The following is a 14,936-nucleotide window of genomic DNA, read 5'->3' on the forward strand; positions in this document are numbered from 1 at the left end:
AAGAACTCACTTATCCGGTGGCTACAAAATTCGTCTCAGGTCAGGAGCTCAGACCTTCATGAACAAGTAAGGTGCTTACAAAGGGCCGTTTTGGCCAACCTCGTTAGAATCAAGCAGAAAAATGGGGGAGCAGTTGGGTGAGCTATATAGGTCACTCTGTCTCTTATTGCCATCCTCGGCCAGTGCCAACAAAATTCACAATAAGTCAGCGCTTTAGCTAGCGCAAGCCTACCTTGTTTTTTTGCCGCCGTTTCTCGCCGTGAATCACTTGACTTGCTTCTTCCAATGCTCGCATGGCCACTGCGAGGTTCTCTAGAAGCAACTGCTCTCGTTCTGCAGCGATTCTCTCCTCATCAGGCTTTTGTGGGGAAATTCGACGTTTCGCCACATTTCCAAAACTGCCCGTTATCAGTGGGGCAAGCTCGACATCTACAAGCCAGGGCGACCGAGTTCTAAAAAGGATCGGTGTATCTCTTCGCGAATTATTGACAATGCGAAGTTCAATAATTGATATATCTGCAGGAACATCCAAATCTAGTCGAAGGCCGCTTATTAGGATGTTCCAACCGAATCCATTGAATTCTCTTAAGCTGGTATCGCTGCCCAGAATTGCTGTGCATGCGCAGTACGCGGCAGCAACTGCTCCGACATTCGGGTCGATATTTTTCGCCAGGTCGAGAAATTCGAATGATCCTGGTGCAATCAGACTTATCAAAAATCCTTGTTCTAATGGGCTATTCCTACCGTAGGGCGACGAATTAGCAAGCATCTCCATCACTATGTCGAATCTCTGTTCTCGACTGCTAGTCCTTACAATTTTCTCTGCAATATCAGCGAGTGTGTCTCGCAAAAAATCAGGCTGTTTCCCGTCGTATCCCCCTAAAGGAAAAGACTGAATTTGATGCGCCAGCATAGTTGGCGAGATAGACTCAGTTTCGATGGCACTCGAGAGTTCCGCTAGGAAAATACCTATCTTTGCAATTTCAAGCATAGCTTCAATGTTGGCATTGTTGCCAGTGAGCATAGCCGCTTCCAGCCAACGCTTAACAATAGTCTCTAGACCACTTTCTCGCCAACCTCTCATTGCAGCATGAGCGCAGACAAACGCTAGCGTACGCCGCACTCCATCCATACCAATTTGGCGGAGATCGGCATCGTTACCAGACGTAGTGAGGAGCTCTCCTATTATCAACCCCACAAATCCCAACGCTGCAGCGTCGCTAAGTGGCGTATTGAGATCGAATTTGCGGCTCTCGAAATCTTCTATTGTCCATGCCTTCATGTAGGCCGTGACGGGAGTTGGGCCCCCGGGCAGCGCCAGTATTCTCGGAAGAAATTTGGTTAGTACGTCCTCGGAAGCAATAAGAATATTAGGGATGCTTAACTTCCGGCCTTCTCGATTTGACCACACGGCGCGTACTTTATCTTCAGAAAGCAGACTGCCAATATCTTTGTTATCAATGGGGCGAGCGCGCGTGCGCAATTCTCCAATTTTTCCAAAACTGCGAATAAGTTCGCTAGCTTCGATGTTGATACTTCGAAACTCTTTCATGGCTTTTTTCCAAATAGTCGCTTGACTGTAATTTTCTCGCTATTCGGCTTTGCAAGCGCCGACGCAAAAAACGGATGCAAAGGTTTATCGTGGTAGATACTCAGCGAGGTTTTGGCTCTGGTGATGGCCATGAAGGCGACTCTTCTCTCGTACTCACGAAATTCTGCGAACTGATCCGCTGCAAGGATGTGAACGCATCGAAACTCTAGTCCTTTTGACGAATGCACAGTGCTAACCCATATACGAGATGCTGGGTTAAAGTTACGCGACATCGCATTAGTAACATGTGCACTAAGTCCCGGGTTCGAAAAAAGTGTCTCAAAGACTTTATCGACGTCCTTTCGCAAAGGAATCAGGACCCCAATTAACTGCCCTGGATAGACCGCCAGTTGCTTCAGAAGCTTCGGAATTAAAAGCTTGAACTGATCTGCCCATTCGATGCCGGACTCGATATCAATAGTGCCGTCGTCGCCTTTATACTGGTGGGTTTCAAGCATCGATGTATGCCCAAGTTTTCCGGCCATAATCTTGTCTGCCACCTCAAGGATGGCAGGTGCGACTCGGTGATGAAACTGCAATGAAATTGACTTATTCCAAGGATGGTCTTTTAACCAAGATGTGCCTGACACACCTCCATCATAAATTCCTTGCCGCAAATCTGCTGCACACGATAAGTTCCTTGCTAAATACCTAAATGCCGCTAGGACTTCGTCTGAGTAATCTTGCGCTTCATCGATAAACAGTATCGGATAAGTATTTTTACCCATTCCTGTCGTCATCATGGCTGACATCGCTGCCCCCAATGCCGCATCTCGATCTGCATAAGATTCATTAGGTCGTCTTGCCGGAAGAAGTCCATGGTCACTCAGAACTTGCTCAAACAGTTTTTGCTGCGTAATGATCCTGTTTGCGGGGAACGAATAGAGACCTGCACCTGTGCGAACAAAATTCTGCAGCAAACTTGTAAAGCAAATAATGTAAAACTCAGCATCTGGCGAAGCCAAAATCATATGATTTGCACGTAGCAGCAGAAGATTTGTCTTTCCGCTTCCGGGTGGCCCCGAAAGCATAAGATCTTCGGAAAGATCTACCCCGAGGACCTCAAGTTGTTCGTCAAGCAGATCCCCCTCTTCAACCCACCAAGTTCCCGACATTATTGAATGCCTCCTACAGGTTGGCTAAGCAATTCTTCAATTATTGTGAGCATCCACTCTAGAAAATTATCAGCGAAGCTCTCAAAGCTCTCTAATGTTGGCCCAAGGTGGGTCCATCCAATTTCACTGTCCGCACCTCCCTTAGATGCGCGCGCATATACATCGACGATACTGCGATCATCGTTAAGGGCAACGCTAACTTGAATTCGAAATGACGAGTCAAGTCCCAAGTTGGACATGGATCTGAAGGTATAGGTTATAGCAGGATTGGGATATGAACCGCCGTCAATAGAGGTTAATCTGTTAGGAATAAGGTTGCCAAGAGCGGCAAGTGCTTGGTCGAATTGAGCCCGAGCAGATCGCACCGTATTTGACAAACGCATATCTTTTAAGCGCCGGTCTTCGCCATCCTGGAACACATCGGTCGCAGCCAGAATTTTTCCAAATCGAAGCTGTCGCTTAATCGCTTCTGTCCGAGACTGCAGTGATGTTTTTTGAGATGTATGCTCCGAAAACATAAAGTCACTCCACTGAACGAGTTCTAACCTGTCAGCCGGAGTTTTTACAAGACATCGATTCGCCAAATTGCAAAGGTGAGGGTCGACATCTTTCGCAGTCACTGCGACATTGTCGTTATCAATAGCGGCTACCAAATCGGCGTGCCTAGTCGTTGCGTAGTCAAAAATCGGTTTTTGAGCAATGAGGTCATGTAGGACTGCTCCAATTTGATAAAACGTAATAGCTCGCCAACCATTTAGTGTGTCTTCTTCTTTTCCATGAATCATCTCTGGCGGGCTGTACTGGTGCGTTCCGACAAAAGCCTTTGACACTTGCAAGCTGGTCGCAGAGTGGTCCCCATGCGGCTTGAGAACCCCGAAATCCAACAACGTTATCGACGTTAATTCCTCGTTTACATGGATGTTGTCGGGTTTTATATCTCGATGCGTGAGCCCCCAGTTCTCCAGCTGCTGGGCTGCACGAGCTAGTTGCTCGATTAGCTTTGCAATACTGGCGCGGGGGATCGTCGCGAGCTGCGTCGATAACGGCTTTCCTATTGCAACATTCATTACGACGTATAAATGGCCTGTGGCTTCACAATTTCCAGCGTCGAGAATGCGAACTATATTGGGGTGATGCTTACCAATAAGCTCTCGTTCACGATTTATTCTGATTAGCTGTGCATCTCGCCCATACGACTCAATCAATCCCGGATGAAATACCTTTATCATGGAATTTGATTGTTCTCGACGAGCGCGAAGTACTACTGCAGATTTACCATGTGCGACGTAATCTAGTAGTTCCCAATTGGCAACAAATTTTTTAGCCAATAGAGAGTCTGCGAACAGCTTTGCTTCAGCAAAATCCATTGTCCATCCCCCCCGAGATGCAGTTAAACCAAGCTGTAGCGAAAACGTTCAGCCACAATCATTACTTCATGTCCACTAGCTGCGGCTGCCAACAGATCGCCGTTCTTCTCGTGAATAAAGCCCAACGAGTCCATGTCCGAATGAATTCTCTCCGCAGTTGTGTCTGAAGATGTCCAATTGAACTGATAATAACCGAACAAATCTTTGCACTTCATACTGTAGCAAATCGAATAGTCCTGGAGAGGTTCGATGGTGATAAGCGCAGAACTTTCTGTTACGTATCCAGCCGCGATTGACGCATTACCTGTGCAAAAAAGAGAGCTACCACGGTAATCTACCCCAAAGCGATTCGTGAACCACTCAGTCAACGCATTGTGTACGTTGAGGGGCATATCTCGCGGCTTTCTTGCTCGATTTATGTTGGGGTTAGAAAACGAACCGACTTGACCAGCTAGATATTTCTTCGAGTGAGCTCGAAAAAGCTTTGGAGTTTTTAAGATCATTTCAGTCCGGAATGATATTTAAAGGTTGGTGTAACACAAAGACGCCCGTATCGCGGGAAGCTTGCAGCTGACCACAAATTTACCTTGAAGAGATATGGTCTGTAATGTGTCCGCATCGGCTAATTTCACCACAAGACGAAGGATATTTGAAAACTCAGGATTTTCTCTTTAAAGCTCTAGTTTCTTTAAAGAAATACTTTGGTCCAATGCTGAATGGCATTGACCCTCTATTCCCGTTCCGCGATTCAAACCACGCTGAATTCTTTACCGCCTTGTTTAAAGCCCTACCAAGAGTGTCGGCTTCCTTCTCTGTCAAGCCACAAAACAGATGGATTGTCTTTGATTTTTCCTCTGTCCCTACTTTTTGCAGATAGGGTGGCGAATCCTCCAGTGATCTCTTCACGCCATTGGCTTCCGTTTAAAATGGCCATGCAAAATAGCTGAGATAATTGCACTTTGGAAATGAATCTGTTTCCAGCTAGGTTGAGCGTCAAAATAGGAATTTGCTCGTGAGATCTGGCGAAGGTCATATCTGCAAAAAAATACAAATGGACAGATTTTGCACAGGAGGTGGGCGAAAGCAGCCTGCGTAAATGGGCCTGTCTTCATTACCGTCTGCAGTGCCGCTACTCACGTCCTGCTGAGTTTACAGAGTTACCAAGAGCTGCTCGCACAGGGTTCCAATATTGCAGTTTTGCTGGGGGTACCACACAACAGATATCCAGTTCGATCCGCCGCGCCTCGATATCCAGTTACAGAAGGTTGACTTCAGATGAAAATCATTGCTGGATCCGGTGCTGCAACGGGTCATGGCCGGGCGTGCCGGCTGCAGCCGGGTAAAGGAAATCGATAGCGAGCATTCGCCATTTCTCTCCCGACCGGCTGAGACGGCGGAGACGCTGCATCGGCTGGTGACGGAGTTATAACCGTTCTTGAAGCGGTGAAGCCCGTCCCGGCCTGCGATCAATTGCGTTGCTCCTTGGCGAAGTCAGGAATGCGCCAGCCTGCATAATCGCGTGAAAGCCAGGGCCGCCGCAGGCTGGTATGCATTCCGGCGACGTAGGATGGCAGCGCCACGTGGCTTGGGGGCCGGCGTATAGAGATAAACGCTCTGTACCTGGTGCGCAGAATCCACAAAGGGGCGTGTCCGAATTTTTGTGTAAACGGGATTTCGTTTAATTCGTAGAGATACGTTCACCGAACTGGATAGTAAACCGAGTCAGTGCAGCTTTCCAATCTCGGTTGGGCAGCGTCCACTTTTTACTAATGTTGCGCAGGGCTAGGAAGAAGAGTTTAATCAGCGCCTCATCGCTGGGGAACGAGCCCCGGTTCTTAGTCAGCTTGCGCAAACTCATGTTGACTGACTCGATGGCATTGGTCGTATAGATGACCTTTCGAATCTCTGGTGGGAAGTCGAAGAACGGAATCAGACGGGGCCAGTTGCGCCGCCAGGATTGGCCGATAGGCAGATACTCTGCATTCCATTTCTCTTCGAATTCACCGAGTCGGAGTTCGGCCTCTTGGGCGGTTGCCGACTGGTAAATCAATCCTAGGTCAGCCGCCACCTCCGGACGTCGTTTCCATGAGACGTAATTCAAGCTGTGCCGGACCATGTGGACGATACACAGCTGCACCGTGGTCTTCGGGAACACAGCTTCGATGGCATCCGGGCAGCCCTTCAAGCCGTCAACGCAAGCGATGAAGATATCTTGCACGCCCCGATTACGCAGCTCAGTGACAACCTGCAGCCAGAACTTGGCGCCTTCCGTTTGCGCTAGCCGACCCCGGCCGCCTTATGTCGGTGCGCCATTAACCACGTGGCGCAGCGAACTCGATGACAGCCTCAATCACAAGTCGCGGCTTTAATTTCTGATTGCCACCGATAAAGTCGAGAGTATCCTGGCTGCTGCTCCCCAGCCATTGGCCTATCAATAGGTCAATCAAATACTGCTCTAACGATATTGCTGCCGATCGGATGTCGTTGTAGCCCAGAGTTCGGGTCAAATTTTTCTCTGATCCCTTCTTGCCACGTACAAAGCCAAGCAGAAACCGTGCTGGCACCACAAGAATTTCTCCCTTGGCGCAGATCAAGAAGTACACAGCCGTCGCTGACTTTCCAATCAGGGTATTGAGCTGCTTGATCGTGATGCTCCAGCTATCACTCGACAACTCAGTGGCCTCCGCATCGCTCATTACGAGCGACTTCTTAACCTGAACGAGATCTGCCCATTCCATCCAGTAAACATCACGGGCTGATGCTTTTACCAAAAATGCCAGATCGCAACCGTACTCAGATTCCTCCACATTCTTCGAAATCTCACGTTGCAGTAGCTTGAGCTCCGGCGCCCCAGCGAACTCCGACAACGTTCCCGCTCTTGGCTTTCCGGCGGCAGATAGTCGATCAATTAGCATCTGTTGTAGCGTGGCTGTCATCGCTTCCTCGACACTGCCGTGATTGTCGCAGACGTGAGCTGAGAACTTTAAACAGCAGGCTTTCACTGCATTACGAAGTTGGTCCTCGAACCTCACAGAGCTGATCCATGTCGCAGAGCGCAGACTCAGCGGCGACGGGAATTTTGGCGTACCGTCCTGGTATTGGGCCAGGGTGTCAGCGAGCAAAGTCAGATGTGTTCTGCTTGGATCCTCGATACCTTCCATCATGGCAAGAATACCGCGCGCCAAAGCTGCCACCTCGTGGTCCTTTCCTGCAGCCAAGCTCACCAGCTGACCATGAGCCCGCTTGCCCAACTCGCAGGTGGCGGTGACGACGTCACTCTTGATATGACTTTTTATTGCCAACCGCATCATCAGTGGAAGTGCCTGCAACCACATTTCCTGGTGCTCGTTCACACTCTGCATTAGCAGTTTCCGCAATCCGAGTAGCTCTACTTCATGGTCATTGTAAGGCGCTCCAAACTCATTGATGCTTTTCAGGGTATGCCACAGTTCTGCCATGGCAATGAAGGTTTGAACGTTACGGCCGCCACTGTATTCTGCAATTTTCTCCTGGATCTCATGCATTGTATTGGCATGCACGCCGGCCAAGAAGCCGATAGGCACCAACAGGAAACCGCCACCATGTCCCGCCAAATAACTGATGACATCAGGGCGATTGGGAGAAAACGTGCGCTCCAAAGCGGCGACCCAGCCGTCGTTGCGACGGTTATCAACGCAGTGGTCGATTTGATTGACCCACCACTTGGAGATTGCCTCGTATAACTGCTGCGGCTTATCCTGCATTAATTTCAGTAGCGGATTGATTCGACCGTCGTTCCAATTTGCTTTTGCAAGAATATTCAGCTCGTCGAGGTAGTCATCGGGAGATTTGGAGGCCAGCAAACAATTCATCATGCGCTCAATTTCCGCAACCTTGATGTGCTGGGTAATCTGGGTGAATGCGAAATTTCTTATTTTTTCAAAGCGCTCTCTACGGTACCGAACTGCCCCGTATCCGTAGCTATCGCTATATTTTACGTAGAAATCGACAAAGCTCCTCGACTCGTACGCGATCAGCTTCTGGATAAGTTCTTTCCATTCTTCAGTGTTGTTCCAGCCTTTACTTTTCTCAAAGAACATGATCATCAGGAGCTCGCACTGCTCGCTTTGACCGCAGGCCTGCAAGATCGCAGAAGCTTCTGCAGCGTCTACCGTACGTGTGAACTTACCGACTAGCGCCTCAGGCAGGTCGGCGACCCAGCTAATCTGGCCAAATAGCTCGATTGCCGTTGACATACGGTAGTCGCCGTTCAGCTCAGCCAGCAACGCTTCAATGTTGGTATTTTCGGAATCAGGCAGATCGGACATCCAAATCTCTTTTTAAGAATGATGCGACATTGTATCCGCCGAAAACAATCGAAAAGTCGACAGAAGTGGAACGACCGCATGTCGGTGTCCGACATAAATATGTCCACGACGTAGTTTAGGGCGCCTAAAAAACTCTTCTAAGTATCGCCAAAGATGATTGGCTAGACAAGTATCATTGCTGACTGGATCGGCTTCTATAACCACCGCCGGCCGCATCAGGCGCTGGGCATGAAGACACCGGCTGAGGCGTTTGCTTTAGCTGCGTAAAGTGAGCAGGTTTCGCTGGGTCATTACAGTTGGACACCGAGGCGATCCATTGAGCATCACGAGATTGGCGCACGGCGGCGGCATTATGTCTCATGCGCGGCACTCATGGCGCACTTCATTGAACTGATCTTCAAGCACCACATCACCGAAAAGCACCCGCTACTGATCTACGCCAACCCTTTTGCGCCAAAGATCGACCCGGCAACGGCCAAGACAATCGGCCTCTGGGAAGCTGTCAACTTCATCAACAACGAAGACAAAGACGCCGTCGCCGGGGATTTCAGGAAGGACTTGGACTGGCTAAAGCGGCTGCGCAATGACATCGAGCACCACAAATTCGAGATGGACGTGGCTACCGCGCGGATCACGATCGGCCGTCTATTCCGCTCTGTTCTGGAGTTCCTGGACTCTTACAGTCTCGTAGACGTAGAGAAGCGAATTCCGGACGCGACTAGGGCGATCTTCAAGGTTCTTTCGGACGAGTACCGGTTCATGTTGCATGATGCTCTTAAGAGGGCTGACGAGGTTGAGGCAGAGAATCCTGTAGATCCGATGGACCCTGAAGCTGATCCCGTACGTATGGAATGCGAGGAGTGCGGCAACGACACCATGGTGATCAACAAGGAGTCTGAATCGGGCTATCGATGCACTTTCTGCGAGAACGAGGACGGGGATGACTTGCCCGCCGCTAGCTGCTCATGCTGCGGTCAGCGTTTGACGGCCGGGGATCTTCACACTTGGCACGACGATGTCACTGGTGTGGAGTACCGTTGCTACTACTGCTCTGGGCGCTATGCTGCCGACCGTGACCGTGACCGAGACTGAGGGAATTGCGCAAAGGCTCGCAGAAGACATTCGCTCTGCAATTCGGTCATTCGCTGGGATCGGTTTGAGAGGCGATTTTAGGTCGGAAGTGGACGTCCGCAACCAGCCAGTAGCGACCCTACAGAGATAAATGAAACGTGCGGTACTACTCGGTGCTGGCACCCAGGGCCAAGCGTCTGGAACAAGGTCGTCTCGCTCGAAGGGATCGAGGCGAGTTACATTTGCCGGCTAGAAATTTGTTGTCCGCAATGCAAGATGCAAAAACGTAGGTCGGAAATGGAGAAAGCCCGCCAGAGGCGGGCTTTCGCTTACGTTTTGCCTGAAACTCGACAGCCGACTAGAACCGTTTTCGGGGATGAGGACTGCCAGGCGATTGAGATAAATCTTATCACACCGCGTTTAGGACTGCTACCGGCCGAGGTTGTGTAAAAAAAGAGCCTCAGCCTACTTTCTCAGTTCTTGGCCGACTGACCTATTACAGAGGTCTCGATAGGGTTCTCATGCGGGCATGAATGAACCTCAATCGGGAATCGTTTCACATACGAAGAAATCATCCACAGGTCAGTGTCAGGTAACTGACATCATTGACGCCGTAACAGACTAGCGAGCATATTAAGATGGCTAATACGATGTGGGATACGCTTGGTGGATCTTGGTGAAATCGCAATAGCCGGAAATCACAGGCCAAGATGGAGATTAGGGCTTCAGCAGCAGTTTGACTCTAAATTTAGGAGCATGAATGAGTGGATGGTGGATTGTCGTGGACCCCAGGACGCCAGCCGAGAGAGATACGTCGGATGACAAGCTATCTCCCTTGATCGCATCTTGGAGGGCTAACGTCTTCAACGTATGTTGGTTAAAATCTCTGGTCTCTGAAGGAAGGGCTAAACAGCATTCGTTCAGCGGTTATCCCAACCGCTTTACTGCTAGTGCAGCCGACATATTGCCGATCATTGCCGAGTTAGCAGATCATGCGAGCGCCGGCGTCACAGATGTCACGATCCACAAAGAGAAATTATCATTCATTCCAAGTGATCACATTTTGACAATTGACGTTTGGGACATCAGCTGATTCGAGAACTAGAGGAAGATATCACCGCCACCTCATAGTTAGTAGTATTGACGCTCCTCCAATTTGATAAGGACACCCGGAGGACAGAAGGATTGGCTAATTCGTTGTATCAGCGAAAAGAGTTGAGCCTCCATTTCGAAGTAATCATTTCTCGGTGCCAAGTAGACCAAAATTCCAGCTGGCTCTAGCTGATCCCTTACTTTTCTTTGGTGATCCCTATAGCTAAAACCTCCAGGAGTACCTATGACAGATCGGCCGTTTGACTCTTTAATCAGGTCGTTTAACTGAACCATCAATGTCTTATAGTCTTCAGAAACAGTCGTTTTTCCGTCTCGAGATTGGCTAAAGATAGTGCTGTACAGAAGCAGAGAGTCGATTTGGGCACTTCGGAGCCTGTCACGCTTTTTAATTTCAGATTCAACATACTCGCAGAAGACTTTCAAATGCTCAATATGGTTTGTCAGAGCCGCATTGCTGGTCGTACTAAAGTAACTAAGTAACGCTACAAAAATACCTCCTATAGTCGCGATAGCCACGCTGAGATCGAGAGTCGCTTTGAATATCAATAAACTTTGATCAATTCGCTCCAAGTACTCCTTAACGCACACGTTCGAGAAGCAGATTGGTTGATCAAAGAGGCCTAACTTTCTTGATGTATATATCCAGACAGTTGCTGATATAAGAAAGCCGGTTCCTAATACCGCAAAAATCAGGCAGGCTAGTATCGCAATACTAGGCCTGGACCTGTAAAGAGACCGTAGTGGATTAGTCATTTCTTGTCGCTGGAATTATTTTTCGTAGTTTTTCCCGAAGCTCCTTCTCCTTTACAGGAAAGGATCGCTTCAGTATCACCAAGCGTTCATGAGCAACAAAGCACCTTTTTCGAAACCAATAAGTTTCGGCATATCCTGGCTTTGAAAAATCTACTTGCAACCTTCCGATAAGTTTTTCAGCCCTCATTATGTCCATATGAGAGGGCAGCGGAAGTATCTCGCGAAGTCGCGCCAGCAAGACTGGATGTTGCTTATGCCCTACTCGCCCTAACTTGTTAACTCGCCCCATGCAGCGATTAAAATCTTTTCGATAAGAACGTGAAGCGCGGTAGCCAGGGCTGGCCGCTAATAGCTCTAAACTGCGCACCGCTGCCCGGATTTTTCGCGGATCGTTTGGGGGTAGTCGTGGTGATGAAAAATCTACACGTAGGCCATGCACAATTATCGGTTGCATGGACACGAATTGCGTACGAGTCTTTTGGGTATTTAGAGGCAACCCCGCTTCGCTTAACATTAATTCAGTCTGCTTCAGGGCGTAATCAAACTCATAATTGGCAATGTGCGATGAAATCGTAATGTCGTCTACGAAGCGCGTATATACGAGGTTCTTATGGGACAACCGCTTAACGAGGGCGCCCTCGCTCTTATAAAGACATAATGTTGCGATGTAGCTGGATGTGAGAGCGCCTTGTACTAAGCTTTCTCCTCGGCAGCAAATATTTGCCAGAGTTTCCGAAACAACTTTGGAATACTTTAAAAAGCCGGAAAATATATCGACAACCTGCTCTCGATGAATGTTGTCGAAAAAATCCTTGATATCAAGAGTCAAGACACTTTTAGCGCCACAGTGGCGCTGCGCACAGTTGATATAGTCTCTATTGGTTACAGCCGAGTCGTCCTCGGAATCGTTTGGAATTGATCCGAAAATATGATGAGGCCAACTAATTACATTGGGATTAGAGAAAATCCTGCGATTGATGCGTCGCTGTATTTTTCTGATGAGAAAATGTGGATTGTGAACTACTCGTGTAGATCCATCCCTTTTTAAGATTTCATGCCTTTGGTATCGCTCATCTACCCCGAGAGCTAGGGCTTGAGCCAGCTCGTTTGGTGTAATGTCGAGTGCCCCGCACAGTCCATCCAAGTTAGAGATGGACTCGTCGGATTCTTTGACCGGATGATATCTAACATCCATGTCGAGTCCGCCCCTTTAAATAATATTATCAAAGGGAATCGGCCACCCCATACAGTAGGGGGCAGAGAGGCATGTTGCCTTCATCGACAAGTCATTGGAAGCTGCCATGCCCCTCATGGCCAATTCCTGCGACTAACTCTCTTCCAGGAAGAGACGGACGGTCCGGCTTCTCCCCACAAGCTGATCTTTCCACAGATCAACGTCTGTTGCCAGACTTATCCAATTACTTTTAATGTCGATTGCAGCAAATGAACGGTACGCTCACGCAGTTTGAATAATACCGGAAAATGATTTTTCGACAAGAAGGAGTCTTGATGGTTGAGCAGCTTTGCGGCGAATAACAAGCTGACGTTGGCCGCCTTCACACATGCTGCTCGCAACTTTGGTGTTGGTTTCTAGCCGCTAAAGCAGTTGGCCGCCGTGCTGTCCAACTCGTCCTGGTCTGAGTGTCCGTTTCAAACCGAACTGAGTTTCCACCAGCCTCCGAAACATGCAGTGCCTCCCGCGCTCGATTAAATATTGCAAAAATAGTTGCCGTGTTGCACTATTAAAACTTGATTAGGCAGGGAGGCGAAAATGGGAAACCACAAAGGCAACATGACAAAAGAGTTGTTAATGTTGCATGGAATTTATTATGGAGTTGGGGCGGGCATTTTCTTGACGAGTGGACTATTAGCTGAGCATATTTGGCTCGAGAATTCGCTCACGTGGAGAGCATTGGTTTCTTGCATATTGCTACTGGCGATCCCGGTGTGGGCAATCTTCGACTATTTCAAGGCTGACCGGGACTGGTTCATTCCAATCCGAATTTTGGGGTGCTGGAGTTGTGGCATTGCAACTGCTGGCCTGGCGATAACTGTACGCAGCGTGATCCAAAGCGTCTTCTTGGGGTAGCCCTACACATGGCGAACGCAAACGCGCCAACGAGAATTGAGGCAGTGAAACAAAACCCGAATCGCACAAACGTCCGTGCTCCCTTAGTTAGGTGCCGGGAGAAGGAAGTGTTTTCGCTCACACTAGAATAACTTCCTTGCCCAATTGCCAGCTGCGTATCTTGGACGTTCTTCTGCTGCAGAAAATGCTTGGCTCACTTACTGAACCTTGCAAAAAATTGGTGAGCGACAAAATGAAAAATTTTCAGAAAAAGATAAGGCTTCGTGGCCGATCTTCAACGAAAAACGCAGCTAAGACAACCTTCAAGGATAAACTCACCATAGCGTTGCTAATGGTCTCCCTAGCAGCTACGCTACTAGCGTTCATAGGCTATGGCGTCGCCGCAGCGGCCAATCTAGCCTTCAATATCCCCCACGAAGTCTTGTTTCAGTCTCCCTTTGAACTAGTTGAATTGTCAGTCTGGTTCATTACGCAGGTGACCTCCTGGGCGGCGAGCGTGACCTTCAGCTCTTTATACGCGCATTTGTTTTATCGTGCGTTACTAAGTGGCGCTATTCTGTTTGTGGCGTGGGTGGTGGTCTATGTGCTTGTAAGGCTACCCAAAATGCGGAATAAGTATGCAGAGAAGGTCAACAGCTGGCGAAAGTCTCTGTTAGCAATTCCTGATGAGAATATGCCCTTCAAGATCGTTCTTCTTCAAGCGATCACGGGAGGCGCGGCATTCATTTTGACAGTGCCGCTGGTCGCGGCGTTTGTCATTTATCTGATAATTGCTAGCATCATTTTGATGCCTGCAGTTTCGTTGATCGGAGCAACTGCCGCGGAAAAACATATACAGGAATATGTTATTGGACCTGCTCGGTGCCAGCCTCTGATGTCACGCGAGTATCGCCTCAGTCAAGAGTCAAATAAAGACGAGAAGTTTGCGACTTGCCTCTCTGCGACCATGGCGAAGAAGGAATATCGTGGACGTGAGGTCCTCACGACAAGTAGCGCCACGTTACTGTTCGACCCCACAAGCGGAAAGGTTGTACGTATTCCCACAAGTCGGGCGACTATTGAGACCGTAGACTCCCTGTGAGCATAGAGCGCTTCGATTGTCTCTGGGGAAGCGAAGAGATGCTAAGGTCTGTGTCATGACACGTCCTTCTGCTCCACTGCATCGAGGCCCAATGCAATCTATGTCACATTAGATTCAATCGAATTCTGCTGGACGGATAGCGATGTTCACTTTTTGCACATCGAAGTCGATCTCTTCAATACCCGGCATACCTAAGCGAGCGGTGATGTTAGTCTCCTGTGAGCGTAAGCGCAGATAGTCAGTGTAAGTTAATAGCACGTGCGAGGGGATACCGTTGTCAGTGATAAATACTGGACCGTCGATAGCTGCACTGATGGCCTTGCTGGAATCTTTCGCAAATTGTTGCAACGGCAAAGAGGTAAGTGCCACTAGAAAACTCCTTAGAGGGCTTCACATATCGGAAGGCCGGATGCTCTCCGACAAAAGTGCCACTTCTATGTGTCGTAACC

Annotated in this window: 12 protein-coding genes and 1 pseudogene; 4 read left to right on the forward strand and 9 right to left on the reverse strand. The window is 48.9% G+C overall.

Going from position 1 to position 14,936, the window contains the following annotated elements; genetic code table 11:
* Nucleotides 1-217: 217 nt before the first annotated feature.
* The 6 genes and pseudogenes from ACWFUC_RS09715 to ACWFUC_RS09740 form a co-directional block, all read right to left on the reverse strand.
* Nucleotides 218-1,552 carry a hypothetical protein gene (locus tag ACWFUC_RS09715; RefSeq protein WP_489637574.1) on the reverse strand — a complete coding sequence of 445 codons (1,335 nt, stop codon included), beginning with the start codon at nucleotides 1,550-1,552 and terminating at the stop codon, nucleotides 218-220.
* A complete protein-coding gene (locus tag ACWFUC_RS09720; protein WP_489637575.1) occupies nucleotides 1,549-2,706 on the reverse strand; it encodes an ATP-binding domain-containing protein in 1,158 nt (385 codons plus the stop codon). Before ACWFUC_RS09720 ends, ACWFUC_RS09715 begins: the two co-directional genes overlap by 4 nt.
* Complete coding sequence (locus ACWFUC_RS09725; RefSeq protein ID WP_489637576.1) at nucleotides 2,706-4,073, reverse strand: protein kinase domain-containing protein; 1,368 nt, start codon at nucleotides 4,071-4,073, stop codon at nucleotides 2,706-2,708. Before ACWFUC_RS09725 ends, ACWFUC_RS09720 begins: the two co-directional genes overlap by 1 nt.
* A gap of 23 nt (nucleotides 4,074-4,096) precedes the next feature.
* Nucleotides 4,097-4,465, reverse strand: a complete 369-nt coding sequence (locus ACWFUC_RS09730) for a hypothetical protein (RefSeq protein WP_489637577.1) — start codon at nucleotides 4,463-4,465, stop codon at nucleotides 4,097-4,099.
* Nucleotides 4,466-5,751: 1,286 nt separating this feature from the next.
* Nucleotides 5,752-6,354: pseudogene (locus ACWFUC_RS09735) on the reverse strand (IS256 family transposase); the annotation flags it as partial.
* A gap of 31 nt (nucleotides 6,355-6,385) precedes the next feature.
* Entirely contained in the window at nucleotides 6,386-8,380 is a 1,995-nt protein-coding gene (locus ACWFUC_RS09740) for a hypothetical protein (protein WP_489637578.1), read from the reverse strand.
* 174 nt (nucleotides 8,381-8,554) lie between these two features.
* Between ACWFUC_RS09740 and ACWFUC_RS09745 the strand changes: the two genes are divergently transcribed.
* From ACWFUC_RS09745 to ACWFUC_RS09755, 3 genes are all read left to right on the forward strand, one after another.
* Nucleotides 8,555-8,647 (forward strand): integrase core domain-containing protein, encoded by a 93-nt coding sequence (locus ACWFUC_RS09745; RefSeq protein ID WP_489637621.1) that lies wholly within the window; start codon nucleotides 8,555-8,557, stop codon nucleotides 8,645-8,647.
* A 105-nt stretch (nucleotides 8,648-8,752) separates the two neighbouring features.
* A complete protein-coding gene (locus tag ACWFUC_RS09750) occupies nucleotides 8,753-9,472 on the forward strand; it encodes a hypothetical protein (protein WP_489637579.1) in 720 nt (239 codons plus the stop codon).
* 739 nt (nucleotides 9,473-10,211) lie between these two features.
* Nucleotides 10,212-10,544, forward strand: a complete 333-nt coding sequence (locus ACWFUC_RS09755) for a hypothetical protein (protein WP_489637580.1) — start codon at nucleotides 10,212-10,214, stop codon at nucleotides 10,542-10,544.
* A 38-nt stretch (nucleotides 10,545-10,582) separates the two neighbouring features.
* Here the strand turns inward: ACWFUC_RS09755 and ACWFUC_RS09760 are convergent, their stop codons facing one another.
* Nucleotides 10,583-11,317, reverse strand: coding sequence for a retron Ec48 family effector membrane protein (locus ACWFUC_RS09760; RefSeq protein ID WP_489637581.1), 735 nt, complete (start codon nucleotides 11,315-11,317; stop codon nucleotides 10,583-10,585).
* Nucleotides 11,310-12,512, reverse strand: coding sequence for a reverse transcriptase family protein (locus ACWFUC_RS09765; protein ID WP_489637582.1), 1,203 nt, complete (start codon nucleotides 12,510-12,512; stop codon nucleotides 11,310-11,312). Before ACWFUC_RS09765 ends, ACWFUC_RS09760 begins: the two co-directional genes overlap by 8 nt.
* A 1,054-nt stretch (nucleotides 12,513-13,566) precedes the next feature.
* Between ACWFUC_RS09765 and ACWFUC_RS09770 the strand changes: the two genes are divergently transcribed.
* A complete protein-coding gene (locus tag ACWFUC_RS09770) occupies nucleotides 13,567-14,487 on the forward strand; it encodes a hypothetical protein (protein WP_489637583.1) in 921 nt (306 codons plus the stop codon).
* Nucleotides 14,488-14,601: 114 nt separating this feature from the next.
* Here the strand turns inward: ACWFUC_RS09770 and ACWFUC_RS09775 are convergent, their stop codons facing one another.
* On the reverse strand, nucleotides 14,602-14,856 hold the full coding sequence (locus ACWFUC_RS09775; RefSeq protein ID WP_489637584.1) for a type II toxin-antitoxin system Phd/YefM family antitoxin: 255 nt from the start codon (nucleotides 14,854-14,856) through the stop codon (nucleotides 14,602-14,604).
* Nucleotides 14,857-14,936 lie beyond the last annotated feature (80 nt).

Source organism: Herbaspirillum sp. Her4 (assembly GCF_057961335.1).

Bases quoted from the DNA above. Each gene is read 5' to 3' on its own strand.
- ACWFUC_RS09715 (WP_489637574.1), bottom strand. From the start codon at position 1,552: ATGAAAGAGTTTCGAAGTATCAACATCGAAGCTAGCGAACTTATTCGC.
- ACWFUC_RS09730 (WP_489637577.1), bottom strand. From the start codon at position 4,465: ATGCCCCTCAACGTACACAATGCGTTGACTGAGTGGTTCACGAATCGC.
- ACWFUC_RS09760 (WP_489637581.1), bottom strand. From the start codon at position 11,317: ATGACTAATCCACTACGGTCTCTTTACAGGTCCAGGCCTAGTATTGCG.
- ACWFUC_RS09755 (WP_489637580.1), top strand. From the start codon at position 10,212: ATGAGTGGATGGTGGATTGTCGTGGACCCCAGGACGCCAGCCGAGAGA.
- ACWFUC_RS09750 (WP_489637579.1), top strand. From the start codon at position 8,753: ATGGCGCACTTCATTGAACTGATCTTCAAGCACCACATCACCGAAAAG.
- ACWFUC_RS09725 (WP_489637576.1), bottom strand. From the start codon at position 4,073: ATGGATTTTGCTGAAGCAAAGCTGTTCGCAGACTCTCTATTGGCTAAA.
- ACWFUC_RS09720 (WP_489637575.1), bottom strand. From the start codon at position 2,706: ATGTCGGGAACTTGGTGGGTTGAAGAGGGGGATCTGCTTGACGAACAA.
- ACWFUC_RS09740 (WP_489637578.1), bottom strand. From the start codon at position 8,380: ATGTCCGATCTGCCTGATTCCGAAAATACCAACATTGAAGCGTTGCTG.
- ACWFUC_RS09765 (WP_489637582.1), bottom strand. From the start codon at position 12,512: ATGGATGTTAGATATCATCCGGTCAAAGAATCCGACGAGTCCATCTCT.